Genomic DNA, 17150 nt, shown 5'->3' on the forward strand with positions numbered 1-17150 from the left:
CGAAGCCCCAAAGGGGCGCCTTATCCACAGCCCATGGCAACGCCATGTCCGAAGCCCCAAAGGGGCGCCTTATCCACAGCCCATGGCAACGCCATGGGACTCTCGACGAACAAAAATCCGATGAGCCCTGAAGGGGCGACCCACTCCAATTCCGCGTCGAATCGGAGCTTGCTTCTTGATAATTATCAATCTGATTTGGCCACCCTGCGATTCACCCCGGCTTCACCCTGTCTTCTTCCATGACCCCTTACGACTACGCTGTCCTTGCTTTCTACTTCGCCTACATGATCGCAATCAGCTGGGTCTTCCGGCGGTTCGTGACCAACGTCAGCGACTACTTCCGCGGGGGCGGCAAGGCGGTCTGGTGGATGGTCGGGGGATCCGCCTTCATGATGGCCTTCAGCGCCTGGACCTTCACCGGCGCCGCAAGCAAGGCCTACACCGACGGCTGGCCCATCACCGCCATCTATGTCGCCAACGCCATCGGTTTTTTCCTCAACGCCCTCTACTTCGCCCCGCGTTTCCGACAACTGCGCGTCATCACCTCGGTCGAGGCCATCCGCCAGCGCTTCGGCCGCGCCAGCGAGCAGGTTTTCATGTGGCTGCAGATTCCCCTGAGCACCCTGCAGTCGGCCATCCACCTCAACGCCCTCGGTGTGTTTTTCTCCGCGGTCTTCGGTCTCGATCTTGTCTTGACCATGGTCGTCATCGGACTCGTCGTCCTGATCATCGCGCTCCTCGGCGGAAGCTGGGCCGTCCTCGCCGGCGATTTCATCCAGGTGCTCATTCTCATGCCGGTCTGCCTCGCGGTCACCGTCCTCGCGCTGGCGCGTCTGGCTGGATGGGACGGCTTTGTCGCCGGCCTGCCCGCCGCCCACCTCGACTTCTCGCAGATATTCAGCAAGGAATTCCTGGGACTCTGGTGCCTGGCGATGGTGTTCAAGCAGATCACCAGCACCAACAATCTCTTCGAGGCGAGCCGCTACCTCGCGGTCAAGGACAGCCGCCACGCGCGCTGGGCGGGCTACCTTGGCGCCGGCCTTTTCCTCGTCGGCATCGCCATCTGGTTCATCCCGCCAATGGCCGCCCGCGCCCTCTGGCCCAATCTTCACGGAATGTTTCCCTCGCTGCAGAACCCTGAGGAAGCGTCCTTCATCGCCATTTCCCACGAGGTCATGCCGGTCGGCATGATGGGCCTTCTGGTCAGCGGCATCTTCGCCGCAACGATGTCCAGCATGGACGCCGGTCTGAACAAGAATGCCGGCATCTTCATAAAAAACTTCTACCAGCCCTGCCTGAAACCGCAGGCGAGCGAGAAGCACATGCTCGGCGTGGGGCGCTGGACCACGATTGTGCTCGGCATCATCGTCATTCTCGTCGCCGTCCGCATGACCGAATTGAAGGGGCTCGGCCTGTTCCTCATGATGCAGCGCGTCAGCATCCTCGTCGGCGTGCCTGTCACCGTCCCGCTGCTGCTCGGCTTCCTGGTCAAGAACACGCCTCCCTGGTCGGCCTGGAGCACCGTGATTGTCGGTTTCCTGGGTTCCTTCTTCGTCAGCGACTTCTTTATTCCGGAATGGGGGGCGAACCTGCTGGGAATCGCAGCGCCGCTTGACGCGGCTTCACGGGAATACTGGATCCAGGGCTTCCAGTTTTTCGCCAACGTGATCCTGGCCTCCGCCTGGTTCCTCGGAACGAAGTTTTTCTGGCATCGGACCGCCGCGCCCTTCAAGGCGGAGATCAAGGAATTCTTCACCCGCATGAACACGCCGATCGACTTCGAACGCGAGGAAGGCGTGGGCGCGGCCAACGACGGACAGCAGCAGGCCGCGGTCGGCTGGCTGACGCTTGCCTATGCGGCCTTTGTCCTGTTGCTGGCGCTCATCCCCAATCCGCCGTTGGGGCGAATCGCCTTCATCGGCTGCGGCCTGCTCGTAGCCATCATCGGTGGTGTCCTCGTGATGCAATCGCGTTCAGCCGCGCGCTGACCAAACCCGCCGCCCATTCCCCCCCAACGTGGCTCGGGCGTCCCGCCCGCAGTTGTTCCTCCGATCCGCTTCCCGCCCGAGGCAGTCTGTCTGACCTGCAGGCCCCTCACATTGCCTCAGCGACGTTGGCTGTGAAGTCTCGTCACCCCAATTTTTCAGGACTATGATGCACCTTCGTTCCCAATCGTCCCAATACCCTCTCCAATCGACCACGAACCGATCTCAGGTGGAGAATCGGATATGCGTTCACGACATCTTCCAAGTCCCCTTCTCGATTCAACTCCGGACGCAATTGGAACGCTCCAACGCAGTCCTCAGGCTTCTGGCGAATTTCGCCGCAGCCAGGGCAATGAAGACCAACACAGAGACGGCGATAAAACACATGAAAATTCCAGCCGGTCTGTCCTCATTGTCTCCGGAAACAACTATGATGACCGCTGCTCCGGCCACGAAGCCGATGGTGACAAACAGGCAGCGTTTGACGACTCGCAAGGCATCCAAAGTCGCCTGCGAGAACGCCCCATTTTGCCTGGCATCCCCGAAAAGCTTGAAGGCCCGATACAGCGCAACGAAGAACGGGATGGAACCCAGATACACATACGCCAGGAACGGATCCTTGAAGTAAATTTCGAAGACCGTGGCTTGGGCGTTTCTCCCCTCGATGTGAGGCTCCCAAAGCATGAAAGCCATGGTGGCGACGCCGATGGCCACGACCACCATCTGTAGAAGGAGTGCGAAGCTGGTTTTCATCTCTTTCCGGCTAAAATCGCACAATCACATGAAGGCTCGGTGAACTGGTGATGAATTCTGCATGAAATCCGCGGGCCAAATGAACCACCGACCGTTCAAGACGTGCCAGGAGCGCGTTGCAACTGTCGGTTCTGGTGCCAAGTCGGCTCCCGTCCAGCGATGGTTTATGTAGAGTGGCCGGTGACAGTTGATGGCATCCAGAAATGAGCCTGGTTATCCGGCGTGGGCATGGGACAGGTTGACTGCCTGCCAAACAGGCGAAAGCGGTTGCGAGCGACCCAGTTGTACCCGGCGTCACGGACGGGGCGGGGAACAAGCCAGAGAATCGCGGCAAGCAGCTTCAGAGGCATGCCCAGGCGCCACAAGATGCGGACGTACGCTGTGGATCGCACATAGAGGCGGCTCCCTTCCGATAGAACGAAAGTATCCGGCGCTTCAGCGGAAAGACCGTGGCAGGCGAGCAACCGTCCGCCCTCGGGTGATTGCGTGGTGCCGAGCTTGAACAGCGCGCGGCGATCGGCACGCATGAGCGCCCGGGCTCCGGCACTGCACATCACGCAGTGGCCGTCGAAGAGAACAACGCGGTCTCCAGGTTCGACCGCGGGTGGAATCGGCTCCATCGCACTGTCAGGCTGATTTTTCTTTCGTTTCACCACAACGTCCCATTCCCGCGTCTTGGCACGGAGTCCCCGGGCATTCACCTCCACGATGTTGAATCCACTTGCACCTGCTCACAGCGCCGCAAGAAACGCTTCAACCGTAACGCCAGCCTGGCGCAAAATGCCCGCGAGCGTGCCAACCTTCAATTCACGATGAAGGGGAACAACGCAACCCGTTGAGGCACGCTTCAGAATCACATGGCTGCCCTTCTGACGAACTTGACGAAATCCAAGGCGCTCCAGCGCGCGAATGATCTCTGCTCCTGAAAGGTGAGGAAGCTTAGGCACGTCCAGCAACTTCAAACGTCGTCAGTAGCGTACGGCCACCCTTGGAAAGCGGGAATTCCTCCAGGTACAGTTCCGTCGCTTCGCGCAAGTTCGCGAGAGCTTCTTCAATTGTCTCGCCTTGCGTCGTCGTGCCCGTCTCGGGATTCAAGGCAACAAAGCCACCTTCTTCTGCCGGAGAGAGAACGGCGCTCAAAGTCATACTTTCAGGATGGCGCATTGGCACAGCCCGTCAACTGGTCGTTTTCTCCCAACTTCAAAGGCGAGCCACGGCAGGGCGTCAGCCCGGACGTTGACTTTGACGCCCGGATCCGCTCCCGGAATATCATTCGACCTCAACCTCAACTCCGCCAATCCACCTCGCGACAACATTGTAGATGAGGGCACCAAGTGCGCCAAAGACAAAGCCCATGGCCGCATAGAGAAACGGTGCGGCTATCGCGAAGCCGATGCCGAATGCCATCATGCCAACGCGATGTTCGGGAGGCATCTGGGAGGAGACGGCGGACATCACCAGAAAAAATGGGATAAAGAGCAACCCCATGATGCCATAAAGTATGGCAAGCATCTTCCCGAGCTGCAGCGGGGCGATGCGTTTGATCCTGCGTTTGGTTGTAGGCATTGGCGAGTTCATGAGCTTTTAGGGTCTCGGGATGTCGAGATCCCGGCAAATCTTGCGGGCCAAAAAATCGTCGAGCTCCGTGTGTCTGGGAACTGCAGATCGACGATTCTTTGCTGGATTACCCCACCACGAATGATTCCCACCTTCCCGTATCAACGCACAGCCATGTTGCTGCAAGTGCAGGAGCAGCGCCCTGCGCTTCATATTACGACCAGTTCCTCCGAAAAATCACTCTCGGCGGCTTTTCGTGCTTCTTTGCGATTAAAATCCAAAGCCTCCTTCAACACCTCTCGCAACGAACCCAAGAGCTCCTCCTTGGTTCGTTCCTGAGCATTGACGCCAGGCACTTCCTCAATCCAACCAATCCACCAATCGCCACGCTGCTTAACAATGGCGGTGTAAGTCGACTTCATGACTGAAAGCTAGCGGCATGGGTGGGCGAATCAAGTCTGGCCCAACATCCCCCAATGAACCCATGATGGCGTGTACTGCCGATCGTATAAGACGAGCCATGACCACCGCTATCGCCATACGAGCATGCCGCCCGCCTTGCTCATTGCGGCAAGCAGTGGAGCATCGAGGCTCGCCAGCGGGAGTCCTTTCCGCAGCGCCAGCTCCAGATACGCGGCATCATGGACCGACAGGCCGTAACTATCCGCCAGCCCCAACGTCTTGGACCACGCCCCGGTGATCGTTTGTTCATCCACCTCGATGTCGTAGAGTGAGAGAGTGGCCATGAACTTCGCAATGCCCGACGGGTCGATCCGCTTCCTCCGCCTGGCCGCCAGCAGAGAGTTTGCCACCTCCAAGTGCCAGAGCGCGGGCACCCACGCCTTGCCGTCCCGGGCAAGGTCATTGTCAAGTGAGTGTGCAACCCTGGTTCTTCTTGCCCCTCACTGTCTGCTTCAGGCCAGGCGAAGACGTTCTTGGTCCCCTCCTGCTTGAGACCAGTCCTCCAGTTTCAGACCACGCACCCGCGAAAACTCCCCCAGGTTTTGCGTCACCAACGTGGCCCCGATTGCCAGGGCATGCCCGGCCAGCAAGGCGTCATACGGCCCGATGGGCTGTGCATTCGATTTCAAGGTGGCCAATTGCACCCGCACCAGCGCAGCCTGTTGGGCCGCCAGCGAGTCGAACGAACAAGCGTCGGGAAAGATGCCCTTCAAGCGGGCGACACGCTCGCGGAACGCCGGAACGTCGGGCCGCTTGGACGCACCGTATTCAAGCTCATGGAGAACGATGACCGAAAGCCGGCAGCGCGGAAGATTTCGTTCAAGCCGGTCGCAAAGACTTGCATCCTCCGGCCTGTCGCGAAGGTAGCGCGAAAACGCGTTCGTATCGGGAAGATAGATCACTTCGTGTGATCGGGAAAATCCGGGGCCGATCCACGCAGACTCCGCAGCGCTTTCAGCCGCCGGGCCTCGGCCCCGGGATCAATGGCGATGAACCCGGTCGCCGTCGGGGTGACCTCGTAGGATCTGCTGTTCACCTTGAGGGCACGCGGAAGTCGCAGTGCCTTCGAATTGCCTGCGCGAAAAACCTTGGCCGTGATCGTGCTCATGTAATAACGCTGTATCTACCGGGATGCCTGTCAAGAACGCCCGTGCGCCCCATGCCCCGCGCATCGCGTTTACTTCGGATTTCATCGGCTTCCGGCGAGGCGTTTTCCGACGCCACGACTCGCGCCGTCTTCGGCCGAAGCTACGCTGCGGAACCCGATGTCCTGATCGAACAGCTCCGTAAGGACGAGGCGATCGCCGAGGCGGACACACTGTTGCTCACAATCCCGAACCAACTGGGCGTGGCCTACAATGTGCACGTCATGGAATCCATCCTCACCCACGTCGCCCCGCGACTCGGCTGGCGCTGATCCCGCGGCCAACTGCAAGTGGCTCGGGCGTCCCGCCCGAGGTATTTTATTCAGACGCCTGCGGGCGGGACGCCCGAGCCACTTCCCCAGTCTGGCGCTCGATGAGAAAATTCGGCCTTGCCTATTGATAATTATAAAGCTGAAATTGGCATCCCTCCCTCCCCTTGAAAGCACACCGCGGAAAACTCGTCCTGCTCCCCGCCAACCGCGTCTGGCGCACCTACCTCGGCGGGCGGACCCTCGACGCGCTGGGCGGGGCACCCGCACCGGCCGACGGGCACTTTCCAGAGGACTGGATCGCCTCGACCACACGCGCCATCAACGCCGGACGCGAGGGCGTCGACGAGGGGATTTCACGGGTCCTTGTCGGGGGCCGTACTCATCCTTTCGCCGACCTGCTGAAATCCGACCCGGAGTACTTCCTTGGCACGGCACATGTCGCGCGACACGGCGCCAACCTGCGGCTGCTGGTCAAGTTTCTCGATCCTTCCATCCGGCTTCATTTCCAGGTCCATCCCACCGCCGCTTTTGCCCGGCAGTTTCTGTCATCCCCCTCCGGCAAGACCGAAGCCTACCACGTTCTTGCCACGCGCCCGGAGATTGCCGAGCCCTACCTCTACCTGGGCTTCCAGCGTCCTCCCTCGCGCGACGCGATGCAACGCATGATCGAGCGTCAGGACATCGCCGCCATCGAGGCCTGCTTCGAGAAAGTGCCCGTGAAGCCGGGCGACACCTTCGTCGTGCCTGGCGGTGTTCCCCACGCCTTGGGCGAGGGCATCTTTCTCGTCGAAATCCAGGAACCCAGCGACCTCGTGGTCCGTTTCGAGTTCGAGCGCGGTGGCCATGTGCTGCCGGAAAGCGCGCGTTTCATGAACCGCGGGCTGCCATTCTGTCTCGACATCTTCGACATGACGCCGCGTCCGCTAGAGTCCGTTCTCAAAAATCAGCGCTGTCTCCCGCGTCTCATCAGATCTTTCGGACCAGAGACATGGATGGACCAGTTGATCGGACCCGAGCACACGTCCTGCTTCTCCGTCGACAAACTCCACTTGTCCGAAGTCGTGAATCTGACGGACGATCGCCCTGCCATCCATATTGTCACGAGCGGAGCCTGCACGCTCGAATCCGGCGGCGACTCGCAATCCCTGCAAAGCCATGACAAGTTTTTTGCACCCGCAGGAATCGGACCGCTGAAAATCACGCCTCAAGGCCGGACCGAAATCCTCATCTGCCGTCCACCTGCCCCTTGACGCGATCGCATCCCTCTCCATGCCAAAACCCGTTTCTCTTCTCGCCACCCTGACACCCGTCGAACTCCGCGACTTTCTGCCGGAGCCGCTTCTGGGCGGCGTGCAGTCCGTCGCCACGCGATACGCGCTCCGCGATTCCCGGGATCTCGACGCCGCCGGACTCGAACGCCTCCTGCATGAATCCCAGCCGGAGATTCTGCTCGCCGCATGGAGGACCCCGTCGCTCCCCGAGCATCTGCCGCCAAGCCTTCGTTACGTCTGCTACCTGTGCGGCTCAGTGAAAAAACTCGTCACGCGCAGACATCTTGAACGCGGTCTCCTGGTGACCAACTGGGGCGGCTCCATCAGCCCCGTTGTCGCGGAGTGGGCCCTGTTCCATGTCCTTTCCGGACTGCGCAAGGCCACGGAATGGACGTTCGCCATGCACCAGGATGGGGGTTGGAAGGATGGCGACACCGAAACCCGCTCGCTCTTTGGACGCAGAATCGGTCTGCACGGTTTCGGCCCCGTGGCGCGCGAATTCGTCAAGCTGATCAAGCCGTTCAACCCCGTAATCTCCGTCTTTGCACCCGACCTCGATGCCGCCTCCGCACCAGCTTTCGGCGTGCGTCCCGCCGCCTCGCTCGAGGCGCTTTTCAGCGAGAACGACATCGTCGTGGAGGCGGCTCCGCTCATCCCCGCCACCGTCGGCATCGTCACCGAATCACTCCTGCGCTCGCTCCGCCCCGGAAGCGTGTTCGTCAACGTCGGACGCGGCGCCGTCGTCGACGAAGCGGCCCTGCTGCGCGTCGCCCGCGAGGGAAGAATCCAGGTCTGCCTCGATGTCTTCACCGAGGAGCCGCTGCCGGTAGACTCGGGATTCCGCGGACTTCGCAACGTCACCCTCACGCCACACATCAGCGGGCCGACCACGGACCGGCGGCGCGATGCCGGGGCCTTCGCCCTGGCCAATCTCCGCGCCTATGCGTCCGGCGCACCGCTTTCAGCCGTCGTGACGGCCGAGGTTTTCGATGGTTCATCCTAAGCCAGGGAAATCTCCATGCCTGCCACGGCATTCGCGACACCCACGCCCTACGCGCACTGGCTCGTTCGCACGCGCCAGATGCTGGAACCGCTCGCAGCACTCATGAAGCCCGGCGCCGCGGATCTCGCGATTCACGGCCTGCCGAGCGATCACGACGCGCAGGCCGACCGGCTCGAAAGCTTCGCACGTCCGCTCGTCGTCGCGGCATTCTACCTGCAGAGCGACGCGGCCCACGATCCCACGCCTGACGCCGGCGCTTTCCGGACACGTGTGGCGCACTGGTTCCGCGAGGGCCTGGTCGCCGGCTCGCAGATCGGGGGCCCTCAATACTGGGGGCCGGACGCGAGTTATCATCAGCACCATGTCGAAATGGGACTGATGGCGATTGCACTGCAGATCGCCCAGCGGCAGCTGTGGGATCCGCTTTCGCCCGACGAAAAGAAGCAGGTGCTCTCATGGTTCGCGACATGCCGTGGCAGCGGGATCGTGAACAACAACCACCTGTTCATGTCGGTGCACATCCTCGAGTTTCTCGCGCGGATGGGACACGCCCACCGTAGCGACCGCGCTGTGATTGTCGCGCACCTGAACCAGCTCGAAACCATGCACCGCGGCGGCGGCTGGTTCGAGGACGGCATCAACCAGGCCTTCGATCACTACAACGCATACGCGTTCCATTTTTACGGACTCTGGTGGGCGCGCCTGCATGGAAAGAGCGATCCCGATCGCGCGCGCCGCTGGCGCGACTGGGCACGGCTGTTCGTCGACGACTACCAGCACTTCTTCGCCGCGAGCGGCGAGCACCCGGCCTTTGGCCGCTCGATCACCTACCGTTTCAACGCCATCAATGTCTTCGGACTCGCCGTCGCGGAGAACGCCACTTCGCTTCCGCCAGGACTCCTTCGCCGGCTCTGCACGCGCAACCTCGATTTCTTCCTCAGCCGTCCCATCACGCAGGACCAGGGCTGCCTCGCCTTCGGCTTCACCGACCGCTTCGACGCGATCGTCGAGCCCTACTCCTGCGCGGCCTCGGTCTATTGGTGCGCCAAGGGTCTCAGTCCGCTGCTGCTGCCGCCGGCACACCCGTTCTGGACGGCGGACGAGCAGCCGCTGCCGGCGGAAAAGGGCGACTTCGTGCGTCCCATCCCGTCCGCCGGGCTTCTCGTGCGCGGCGTCTCAGGTGAAGTGGAGATTCTCAACAGCGGCTCCATGGTCTCCAACACGCAGACGCGCTACGGTCCCTGGAAGTGGAGCAAGCTCGCCTACCGCACCGGCACGGGATTCTGCTATGCGTTTCCGCCAAGCGAAACGTATTCCTTCGACGGCGCGCTCACCCAGCAGCTCGACAATGGAAAAATCTACGGGCGGCACTCGACCGTCACGGTCGAGATGGACCGCGAGCACATCGGCTACAGCTACAATCTCGGCTTCAAGATCGGCCAGGTGAACACCTCCGTCGAAACCTTCGTGTGGTGGCACGCGGGATGGCTGCTGCATGTCCACCGCATCGAGGCGCGGCAGCCCGCGGTGTTCCGCCTCGGCGGATTCGCGCTGCCACTGACGCACGCGCACGTCGAGCGCTCGGATCCGGGTGAGGTGCTGACCGCGTGGTCGGAAGACCGTCGCGGAAGCGTGCTGCAATCCCTGCTCTCGCAAGCAACCTCGGAATGGGAGACGCGCCTCACCGAGGAAAAGGCGCGCACCCACGTGATGGCTCCCTATCACGCCACACCACTGCTCAGGGCATCGCGACGCCAGGGCGCGTTTGCGCTCGCCGCACTTGCATGGTCCGGAAACGACGCCACTGCGGCTTCACCGTGGTCGGTGGCCGTGGGCTCCGCGGGACACTGGAAGCTGTCTCATTCAAAACTGGGGATCTGGGAAATCCGCCACTGGTCGCTCCCCGCACTTTGACAATGAAAACCTCACCGACACCACGCCTGACCGCGCTCCTCTTTCTGGCGCTTGCGCCTGCGCTTGTTGCGGCTCCGCCCATTGGCAAATCCCCGCCCGCACCAGCCGCCAGCGATCCCGCGCTGCGCCATGTTCCAACACACGTGCCCCGCACCAATGTCCTGTACGGGCGACAGGATGCCTTTCGCGCCTATGTCACGACGGGTGCCGGAGCGAAGGCATTCGCAAAGATCAAGGCAGATTTCGACAAGACCTACCTCGCGCTCCCTTTTCCAACGGAGCCCCTGACCTACGGCGATCCCAGCCCTCGCAAACGCGACAGCGACAAGGCTGACTTGTGGCGCAAGGACCAGGATGTCTGCGGCGTCGTCTCGGGTGTTGCCGAGGCCGCAGCCTGGCTCTGGATCGTAACGGGAGAAACCCGCTACCTGGACAAGGCGAAGGAATTCATCCTCGCGGTGTGCAGGTGGAGCCTCGATCCTTCGGGATGGCCGAAGGGCCCGTCGGTCGGCGCCACGGACATCACCTACAACGACGAGGCGCACTTCCGCCTCTGGAGAAAACTACCTGGTGTGTATGACCAGATCCGCGATCAGTTCAGCCCGGCTGAGCGCGCCACCATCATCGAGCACTTCCGCCACCGCGGCACGCGTTCGGTCGAGTGGATCGAGCGCGAAGGCAACATTTCCAGGACAATCCGCAACTCGCTCGCCGTCACCCCGTCAAGCCACCCCATCCGCTTCATGCCGATGACCGCGCTCGCGGGCCTCGCGCTCTGGGACGACATTCCCGAGGCGCGCAACTGGTGGGCCTACGCGTATTCATTCTATCGCGACCGCTTTCCTCCGTGGGGGGGCGACCAGGGTGGCTGGGCCGAGGGGCCCGCCTACTGGCGCGGAAACATCGAGCACGCAATCTTTCAGGACACGCTCCTCTCCATCGGCGATCCCTCCGCCTACCAGTCGCCCTTCTGGAAGAACCACGGCTACTTCCAGGTCTACAACGTCCAGCCCTACCTCGCCTCCGGTTTCGGTGACTTCTCGAACGCCGGGAAATTCAACCTCGAGCCGGCTGTCGCGGAGTATCTGCTGCACGTCGCACGCGTCACGCAGGACGGATACCTGCGCAGCTTCGCGGAGCTGTGCACCGACCAAAGGCCGTCTCCGGAGGAACGCGGACTCGAGGGCCTGGACCGCATCTATCCGACTTCCGCGGAATTCCTCGTGCGCAACTTCATCGCATCGTCGCTGCCCATGCCCGCGCCAAAACCGCTCTCGGATCTTCCCCGCGACCGATATTTCAGCGACATCGGCTGGGTGTCCATGCACAGCGCGCTCGGGCGTCCCGCCAGCGACATCCAGGTCACCTTCGTCGCCTCCCCCTACGGCAGCTTCAGCCACAGCCACGCGCACCAGGATGCGTTTGTCCTGAACGCCTTCGGCGAGGGCCTCGCCATCGCCTCGGGCTACCGCGAATTCCACAACTCTCCGCACCACGACCAGTGGACCCGGCAGACCAGGTCGAAGAACTCCATCCTCATCGACGGCATCGGCCAGAAGCCGCAGGACAAAAACGCAACCGGGCGGATCACGCGCTATGAGGCGACCGACCGCTATGTCCTCGCCAGCGGCGACGCCACCACCGCCTACGCCCTCGCACAGCCGAAGGGCCGCGTCCAGCGCGTCACTCGGGATCTCCTCTTTGTCGACAACCGCTACCTGGTCATTCGCGACGTGGTCTCCCTGGCGACACCGGGAAGAGTGAGCTGGCTGCTCCACGCCGAGCGTTCGCTCGACTGGGATGGCCGTCGACAAACCGCCCTCATTCGCGGCACGCAGGCGACCCTGACCGCGCAGCTCATCGCTCCCGATGGCGCGCCATGGACCGGCGCGGTCATCGACAAATTTTCCACGCCCGTGGATCCGAAATACTCGCACGGCAACGCCGCCGCGAGCTACTCGACTCCGCAGAAATGGTCGGAACAAAAGCATTTCTCCGCCGAATCTCCGACGGCCGCGAAGAGCCAGATTCTCTATTCGGTTCTCTGGCCTGAGCCAGGCTTGTCGCCGAAAGCGCTTCAGGCTTCGTGGAGGAATGACACACTGACCATCCGACGGCCCGACGGCCGCGTCGATGTCGTTCGAATCACCGACGACGCCGTCAGCGTTCGATAGGGAAAGCGTCGCAGGGGCGCCCCCGCGGGCGCGCTCACCCTATCTCGCCTTCTGGATCAGCTCGATCTCGTAGCCTTCGGGCGCGTCGATGAACGCGATCACCGAACCGCTGCTCGTGCGCGTCGGTCCGTCGCTGAGCGGATAGCCGCGCGCCTTCGCACCCGCCGCGAAAGCCTCAAGATTCTCGACCTCGAAGGCGAGGTGCATCAGGTCCGGCTGCACCTGGACGGCAGGCGCCCCGGCCGGCATCTGGCATATCTCGATTTCCTCATCGCTGTTGGGCACCGCAATGAAGGCGAGCTGCGCCCCGCGCGGTGATGTGTGCCGACGGGCCACCTTCAAGCCAAGCGCGTCCTGATAAAACTTCACGGTGCGTTCGAGATCGTTCACGCGCATGCGGGTGTGGAGAAATTTCGTGATGGCCATGCCGGCATTGAATTCATGCCGCATCCCGTCCGCAAGCCTTCGATCGTCCGCTCCACCTGCTCATCAGCGTCCTGAGGCGGCGCGCGCCTTTGCGGTCGATTTCGAGGCGAACTCTTCCAGCCCTTTTGCCGACAGCAGTTCGAACTTTCCTCCATTGCGGCGCGTCAGGACCGTCAGATTCTCGATCGGCCCCACGGGCTTTTCACCGGGCCCCGTGAAAAGAAACGCATTCAGCGCCGCGCGCTCGCGAAGCAGCGTCGCCTGCAGGCGGGCGACATGACCGAGGATCGCCGTGAACTCCACCTTCTCATACTGGCTCACCCCAAGCTCCCAGATCGGCTTTCCCTGCGCATCGGCCCACCCCTCGACATCGAGCTCGATCGTGAAACCCGCGCGTTTCAGCTCGGCCTGGAAGTCGGGTTGAAAGACCCGTTTCGTGTCCGTGACAATGTACGGGCTCCTGCCCTGCGCCTTGAGGGTGGCATTGATCTCGGCAAGTTGCTGCCTTGCCCTGGCGAGCGCCCGATTCCGCGCCGCCGCGATCTGCTCCGGATCGATTCCCGCACGACGCAACTGGTCCTTCCTGCGGTCGTTCCGCTGTTCAAGCACGGCCATGCGTTCGTCCGAGCGCGCCTTGAGTCCGGTCGCCGCGCTTCCGGCGATCAGGAAGACGGTCTCCGGTGCCATCTCCAACGCCGCATTCACGCCCCTGACCCAGTTCGGCACCATCACCGTGGCGTCAATTTCAGACTGCGCAGTGGACCTCTGCTTCCAGGCACGATGAGCGCCGGCCGAGTGCGTTCCCAACCGCGCCGGATCCGAATTCACAGGCTTCATCCACGACAGGAACGCCTCCTTGTTCGCGACAGTCGCCGGAACGAGACGCGCCTGGAAGAGATTCAGATCCCCCGCAGCCCCGCCATAGAGCACGACGCCGAACTCCGCACCGGGCGGAAGCTGCGAAACCAGCCGCATCATTTCCTCACGGATGATGCCGAACGCCTTGAAGCCGCCCTTGCGGATGTCCATGAGATCCTTGCTCACATCCACGACGAACGCGACCCTGCTCATGCGCTGGCTGACCATGCCGAGAAAGCTCAGCGAAACGAACCCCCGCCCGCCCAGTCCTTCCCTCCCGAGCCCCGTCGCCAGTCCACTGCCAGCGGCCATGCCCGCGCCCGACCCCAGCCCGCCCAGTCCCCCGCCGAAGAGGGAGGCGCCGCTCAAGCCGAGTTCGGGAAGCGCCGGCATGGCGAGCGCCGCCGCGGCGCTGGAGAGTATTCGTTGCGTGGATACAGGCGACGCCGAAGCCGATCCCGCGCCGCGGCGCGCCACCTGGATCCGGTGCTCAACCTCGCGCACCGCGGCCTCCGGAGCATTCCGTGGCGTCGCCTCGAATCCCCGCCTCCCGCCGACGCGCGTTTCCCGCACCACGTAAACTCCGGCTGTGCCCAGGATCAGCGCATGCACGAGCACGCTGATGAGCAGCGGCCCGTTCCGCCATGACCGGCCCAGTTTCCCCAGCAGCGATCCCGGACGACTCACGGCTCCACCCCGGACGTGAAACTGACATCAACGATACCGGCGCCAGCGAGCGCGTTGAGCACATCGATGGTGCGCGAATAGCGCGAGTCCGGGTGGCTGACCAGCGTGACCACCAGGCGCGACTTCGCGACATCGCTCGCCGCCTTCAGCCGGACCAGGGTCGCCGTGAGCGAGGGAAGGCCCGTCGCATTCCCGCCATCGTAGGCTTCCTCGTTCAGGGACACGCCGCCCGCCTCGTCTATCTGCAGAATCTGTTCATCGACGAACTCGGTGGACTGCTGCGTCACCGCTTTCCCCGGGAGCCGGTTCCTGAGAACCTGCTCAATCCTGATCTGTGCAGCCATGGCCATGAAGAAAATCAGGATCACGAAAACGACATCGATCATCGGCGCGATCTGAAAGCCGGCATCCGCATTGGGTGACTGACTCGGGATCCGCATCGCGCTTCCGCTCACCGCCGCGTCGCGGCAAAGTTGACATCCAGAACCCCTGCCTCCGCGGCCGCTTCCACCACGGTATTGACGTGCCGGACCGGCGTCATCGCGTCGCTCCTAATGAGCACGCGCAACGATGCATCCTTCGTGATCCGATTCCTCAATTCATCAACCAGACGCGCCGGATCGACAACCCGCTCCTCAAACATCGTGACGGCCCTTTCCTCGCGCGGATTCCAGGCGATGTTGAAAACGAGCTCACCCACCGAGTCGTCCTTCGGTGCGGCATCCGCGGCCACCGGGAGCACGATCGACGGATCGTAGCGGTTCACCGCGGTCGACGCGATGCTCATGAAGAAGATCAGCAGCACGAGCAGCACGTCGATCATTGGGGCGATCTGAAATTCGGGGTCGCCCTCCCCTCCCGCTCCCGCAGCCATAAAGGATTTCGAAGGTTCTGGTTCTTCTCCGCCGCCCGTCAGGTGACTTCAAACGTCGCATCCACCGGCTTTGTCGCCGCCTCAACCGTCGGAGCATGCCCCACCCAGACCGGCCGCGCCGCGCAGGGTTCGGCTCCCTTGAACGCTCTTCCGCGACAGTCCTCGTAGGGAAAGTGTCTGAAGAGCTCCGCTACGCATGTTCCCACCGCGTGAAATCCATGGGCCACGCGACTTCGCAGCAGGTAGTAGAAGACAAAAGCCGGGATCGCCACGATGAGTCCGCCTGCCGTCGCATGCAGCACGTGTCCGATCGCGCCCGAAAGCCGGGAGGGATCGGCCGCGCCTGCCTGACCCATCAGGGCGAAGGCATCAATCATTCCAAGGACAGTCCCGGCAAGGCCCACCATCGGCGCTATGACACCAATGACGGAGAGGTAGGAAATCTTCGTTTGGAAACGGTTGTTGCCGCCGGCCAGGGCCCCCGCCACCGCGTCCTCCGTCGGTCCCATCCCGGCACCACAGTGCCGAAGCGCCGCGCCAACCGCCTCGCAGAAAACTCCGCGCGAAGCAGCACAGTGATCCAGCGCGGCCTGATAGTCGCCCTGGGCGAAACACTGCCTCATCCGGCCCACATCCGCCGGCGGAAGCAGGCGGCGCGATCCGCTTTTCTGATACAGGTCAATCACCAGCCAGACCACCAGCAGCGAACAGCCAAGCAGGAACCAGATCGCGGGAAGGTTGAGCTCCTGCAGCAGGGTCTTTCTGACCACAATCACCTCGGGACTGAGCGCCTGCGCATGGAGTCGCTCACTTCCGGATAGCGCGGCAAGTAACAGTGTGATTCGAGCGAAAACGTTGCGAAGGAACATGAACATCTTGAATGGATGATTGAATGAACTCAAAGACCCGCCTCGCGGCCCACCTGCCTTGCCTCATTCGATTTGGGAAACTGATCGACAAGCTCCAGCGCCGCGCGCTCGGCGCGTCCCGCATCGCCCAGACTCCTGTACGCCCGCGCACTGCCCAGCAGAACCTTCGGCAGGAGGCCCGTCTCGGTGGGATGAAAGGCGGGAACCTGCAGGAAGGACTCCAACGCGCCCTCCCAGTCAGACTCGCGCAATCTCAGTTCGCCGCAGATGACAGCGGCCTCCGCTTCGAGCGCCGACGCCAGCGGCTGTTTCCGAAGCGAATCCACAGCGTGCCGCGCATCCTTCCATCGCTGCTCGCGAAGCGCGACCTTGGCCAGTATGAGCTGGGCTGCCTGCCGGGTCGCATCGTTCATCGCATTTTCCATGAGCCTGCGGGCGGCCGGCTCGACTCCGTCAACTCGCCCGAGCCCAACCAGCGCCTGGAGACGAAGGCGTTCGGCCTCGGCCCACCAGGAACCGGGCACTTTCGCAAAAGGCTCGAAACGTCCCGCAACCGCCGCGGCTTTCGCGAGCGCCCGCGCTTCGGCATGAGCCTCCAGATCCTCGCGTGCGCCCCGCAGCTCTTCGGGCTCCGGCCAGTCCAGGGCGACAACATCGCCGAGCGGATAACCGATCTCAGCCATGCCGCCGTCCTTGATCTCCAGCGCCCGCACCAACTGGCCGCCCCTCACGATCACGGTGTTCGCCGCGAGACTGCGGCCGTCGCGCAGGCGCAGCGTCTGACTCCATCCGTGACTGCCCGTGGCCAGAAGCATGATGATTGAAGCGACTGCGACAATGCAGCCGCCCCATTTTCCGTCCGGGCCCGGTGACTGATTCCTGATGTACTTGATCATGGTT

Annotated in this window: 21 protein-coding genes and 1 pseudogene; 6 read left to right on the forward strand and 16 right to left on the reverse strand. The window is 62.6% G+C overall.

Features of this window, described 5'->3' with window-relative positions:
* Positions 1 to 239 precede the first annotated feature (239 nt).
* Entirely contained in the window at positions 240 to 1988 is a 1749-nt protein-coding gene (locus HS122_04300; GenBank protein MBE7537613.1) for a transporter, read from the forward strand.
* Positions 1989 to 2264: 276 nt separating this feature from the next.
* Here the strand turns inward: HS122_04300 and HS122_04305 are convergent, their stop codons facing one another.
* From HS122_04305 to HS122_04350, 10 genes are all read right to left on the reverse strand, one after another.
* A complete protein-coding gene (locus HS122_04305; GenBank protein ID MBE7537614.1) occupies positions 2265 to 2738 on the reverse strand; it encodes a DUF2975 domain-containing protein in 474 nt (157 codons plus the stop codon).
* Positions 2739 to 2902: 164 nt separating this feature from the next.
* Positions 2903 to 3358 carry a thiol-disulfide oxidoreductase DCC family protein gene (locus HS122_04310; GenBank protein ID MBE7537615.1) on the reverse strand — a complete coding sequence of 152 codons (456 nt, stop codon included), beginning with the start codon at positions 3356 to 3358 and terminating at the stop codon, positions 2903 to 2905.
* A gap of 111 nt (positions 3359 to 3469) precedes the next feature.
* Positions 3470 to 3685: a type II toxin-antitoxin system HicA family toxin gene (locus HS122_04315; GenBank protein ID MBE7537616.1), complete on the reverse strand. Its 216-nt coding sequence runs from the start codon at positions 3683 to 3685 to the stop codon at positions 3470 to 3472.
* Positions 3678 to 3884, reverse strand: a complete 207-nt coding sequence (locus HS122_04320) for a type II toxin-antitoxin system HicB family antitoxin (GenBank protein MBE7537617.1) — start codon at positions 3882 to 3884, stop codon at positions 3678 to 3680. Before HS122_04320 ends, HS122_04315 begins: the two co-directional genes overlap by 8 nt.
* A 123-nt stretch (positions 3885 to 4007) precedes the next feature.
* Entirely contained in the window at positions 4008 to 4304 is a 297-nt protein-coding gene (locus HS122_04325; protein ID MBE7537618.1) for a hypothetical protein, read from the reverse strand.
* An 18-nt stretch (positions 4305 to 4322) separates the two neighbouring features.
* On the reverse strand, positions 4323 to 4508 hold the full coding sequence (locus tag HS122_04330; protein MBE7537619.1) for a type II toxin-antitoxin system HicA family toxin: 186 nt from the start codon (positions 4506 to 4508) through the stop codon (positions 4323 to 4325).
* The gene (locus HS122_04335; GenBank protein ID MBE7537620.1) at positions 4505 to 4717 is read right to left on the reverse strand and encodes a type II toxin-antitoxin system HicB family antitoxin; all 213 of its coding nucleotides are present in this window, start codon (positions 4715 to 4717) and stop codon (positions 4505 to 4507) included. The genes HS122_04330 and HS122_04335 overlap by 4 nt, the downstream gene beginning before the upstream one ends.
* A 108-nt stretch (positions 4718 to 4825) precedes the next feature.
* Entirely contained in the window at positions 4826 to 5041 is a 216-nt protein-coding gene (locus tag HS122_04340) for a type II toxin-antitoxin system VapC family toxin (GenBank protein ID MBE7537621.1), read from the reverse strand.
* 168 nt (positions 5042 to 5209) lie between these two features.
* Complete coding sequence (locus tag HS122_04345) at positions 5210 to 5659, reverse strand: PIN domain-containing protein (GenBank protein MBE7537622.1); 450 nt, start codon at positions 5657 to 5659, stop codon at positions 5210 to 5212.
* Positions 5656 to 5865, reverse strand: a complete 210-nt coding sequence (locus HS122_04350) for a hypothetical protein (GenBank protein MBE7537623.1) — start codon at positions 5863 to 5865, stop codon at positions 5656 to 5658. The genes HS122_04345 and HS122_04350 overlap by 4 nt, the downstream gene beginning before the upstream one ends.
* A gap of 117 nt (positions 5866 to 5982) precedes the next feature.
* Between HS122_04350 and HS122_04355 the strand changes: the two are divergent.
* The 5 genes and pseudogenes from HS122_04355 to HS122_04375 all read left to right on the forward strand — a co-directional run bounded on the left by HS122_04355 (position 5983) and on the right by HS122_04375 (position 12536).
* Positions 5983 to 6174: pseudogene (locus HS122_04355) on the forward strand (LLM class flavin-dependent oxidoreductase).
* 164 nt (positions 6175 to 6338) lie between these two features.
* The gene (locus tag HS122_04360; protein ID MBE7537624.1) at positions 6339 to 7424 is read left to right on the forward strand and encodes a class I mannose-6-phosphate isomerase; all 1086 of its coding nucleotides are present in this window, start codon (positions 6339 to 6341) and stop codon (positions 7422 to 7424) included.
* A 19-nt stretch (positions 7425 to 7443) separates the two neighbouring features.
* A complete protein-coding gene (locus HS122_04365; GenBank protein MBE7537625.1) occupies positions 7444 to 8448 on the forward strand; it encodes a hydroxyacid dehydrogenase in 1005 nt (334 codons plus the stop codon).
* Between the two features lie 15 nt (positions 8449 to 8463).
* The gene (locus HS122_04370) at positions 8464 to 10362 is read left to right on the forward strand and encodes a DUF2264 domain-containing protein (GenBank protein MBE7537626.1); all 1899 of its coding nucleotides are present in this window, start codon (positions 8464 to 8466) and stop codon (positions 10360 to 10362) included.
* Positions 10363 to 10364: 2 nt separating this feature from the next.
* Positions 10365 to 12536, forward strand: coding sequence for a heparinase II/III family protein (locus HS122_04375; protein MBE7537627.1), 2172 nt, complete (start codon positions 10365 to 10367; stop codon positions 12534 to 12536).
* Positions 12537 to 12575: 39 nt separating this feature from the next.
* On the opposite strand, the gene HS122_04380 is transcribed toward HS122_04375, so the two are convergent.
* The 6 genes from HS122_04380 to HS122_04405 all read right to left on the reverse strand — a co-directional run bounded on the left by HS122_04380 (position 12576) and on the right by HS122_04405 (position 17146).
* On the reverse strand, positions 12576 to 12962 hold the full coding sequence (locus tag HS122_04380; GenBank protein MBE7537628.1) for a VOC family protein: 387 nt from the start codon (positions 12960 to 12962) through the stop codon (positions 12576 to 12578).
* A 63-nt stretch (positions 12963 to 13025) separates the two neighbouring features.
* The gene (locus HS122_04385; GenBank protein MBE7537629.1) at positions 13026 to 14507 is read right to left on the reverse strand and encodes a hypothetical protein; all 1482 of its coding nucleotides are present in this window, start codon (positions 14505 to 14507) and stop codon (positions 13026 to 13028) included.
* Positions 14504 to 14947, reverse strand: coding sequence for a biopolymer transporter ExbD (locus tag HS122_04390; protein MBE7537630.1), 444 nt, complete (start codon positions 14945 to 14947; stop codon positions 14504 to 14506). The genes HS122_04385 and HS122_04390 overlap by 4 nt, the downstream gene beginning before the upstream one ends.
* A gap of 11 nt (positions 14948 to 14958) precedes the next feature.
* Positions 14959 to 15381 carry a biopolymer transporter ExbD gene (locus tag HS122_04395; GenBank protein MBE7537631.1) on the reverse strand — a complete coding sequence of 141 codons (423 nt, stop codon included), beginning with the start codon at positions 15379 to 15381 and terminating at the stop codon, positions 14959 to 14961.
* A 38-nt stretch (positions 15382 to 15419) separates the two neighbouring features.
* Complete coding sequence (locus HS122_04400; protein MBE7537632.1) at positions 15420 to 16250, reverse strand: MotA/TolQ/ExbB proton channel family protein; 831 nt, start codon at positions 16248 to 16250, stop codon at positions 15420 to 15422.
* Between the two features lie 29 nt (positions 16251 to 16279).
* Positions 16280 to 17146 (reverse strand): hypothetical protein, encoded by an 867-nt coding sequence (locus HS122_04405; protein MBE7537633.1) that lies wholly within the window; start codon positions 17144 to 17146, stop codon positions 16280 to 16282.
* Between the last annotated feature and the right edge of the window lie 4 nt (positions 17147 to 17150).

The organism is Opitutaceae bacterium (assembly GCA_015075305.1).
Classification (GTDB): domain Bacteria; phylum Verrucomicrobiota; class Verrucomicrobiia; order Opitutales; family Opitutaceae; genus UBA6669.

What these genes read in the sequence shown, in the direction of transcription:
- HS122_04380 (MBE7537628.1), bottom strand. Translation starts at nt 12,962, where the DNA reads ATGGCCATCACGAAATTTCTCCACACCCGCATGCGCGTGAACGATCTC.
- HS122_04395 (MBE7537631.1), bottom strand. Translation starts at nt 15,381, where the DNA reads ATGGCTGCGGGAGCGGGAGGGGAGGGCGACCCCGAATTTCAGATCGCC.
- HS122_04330 (MBE7537619.1), bottom strand. Translation starts at nt 4,508, where the DNA reads ATGAAGCGCAGGGCGCTGCTCCTGCACTTGCAGCAACATGGCTGTGCG.
- HS122_04375 (MBE7537627.1), top strand. Translation starts at nt 10,365, where the DNA reads ATGAAAACCTCACCGACACCACGCCTGACCGCGCTCCTCTTTCTGGCG.
- HS122_04300 (MBE7537613.1), top strand. Translation starts at nt 240, where the DNA reads ATGACCCCTTACGACTACGCTGTCCTTGCTTTCTACTTCGCCTACATG.
- HS122_04335 (MBE7537620.1), bottom strand. Translation starts at nt 4,717, where the DNA reads ATGAAGTCGACTTACACCGCCATTGTTAAGCAGCGTGGCGATTGGTGG.
- HS122_04370 (MBE7537626.1), top strand. Translation starts at nt 8,464, where the DNA reads ATGCCTGCCACGGCATTCGCGACACCCACGCCCTACGCGCACTGGCTC.
- HS122_04405 (MBE7537633.1), bottom strand. Translation starts at nt 17,146, where the DNA reads ATGATCAAGTACATCAGGAATCAGTCACCGGGCCCGGACGGAAAATGG.
- HS122_04365 (MBE7537625.1), top strand. Translation starts at nt 7,444, where the DNA reads ATGCCAAAACCCGTTTCTCTTCTCGCCACCCTGACACCCGTCGAACTC.
- HS122_04325 (MBE7537618.1), bottom strand. Translation starts at nt 4,304, where the DNA reads ATGCCTACAACCAAACGCAGGATCAAACGCATCGCCCCGCTGCAGCTC.
- HS122_04400 (MBE7537632.1), bottom strand. Translation starts at nt 16,250, where the DNA reads ATGTTCCTTCGCAACGTTTTCGCTCGAATCACACTGTTACTTGCCGCG.
- HS122_04390 (MBE7537630.1), bottom strand. Translation starts at nt 14,947, where the DNA reads ATGCGGATCCCGAGTCAGTCACCCAATGCGGATGCCGGCTTTCAGATC.
- HS122_04305 (MBE7537614.1), bottom strand. Translation starts at nt 2,738, where the DNA reads ATGAAAACCAGCTTCGCACTCCTTCTACAGATGGTGGTCGTGGCCATC.
- HS122_04340 (MBE7537621.1), bottom strand. Translation starts at nt 5,041, where the DNA reads ATGGCCACTCTCTCACTCTACGACATCGAGGTGGATGAACAAACGATC.
- HS122_04320 (MBE7537617.1), bottom strand. Translation starts at nt 3,884, where the DNA reads ATGACTTTGAGCGCCGTTCTCTCTCCGGCAGAAGAAGGTGGCTTTGTT.
- HS122_04310 (MBE7537615.1), bottom strand. Translation starts at nt 3,358, where the DNA reads ATGGAGCCGATTCCACCCGCGGTCGAACCTGGAGACCGCGTTGTTCTC.
- HS122_04350 (MBE7537623.1), bottom strand. Translation starts at nt 5,865, where the DNA reads ATGAGCACGATCACGGCCAAGGTTTTTCGCGCAGGCAATTCGAAGGCA.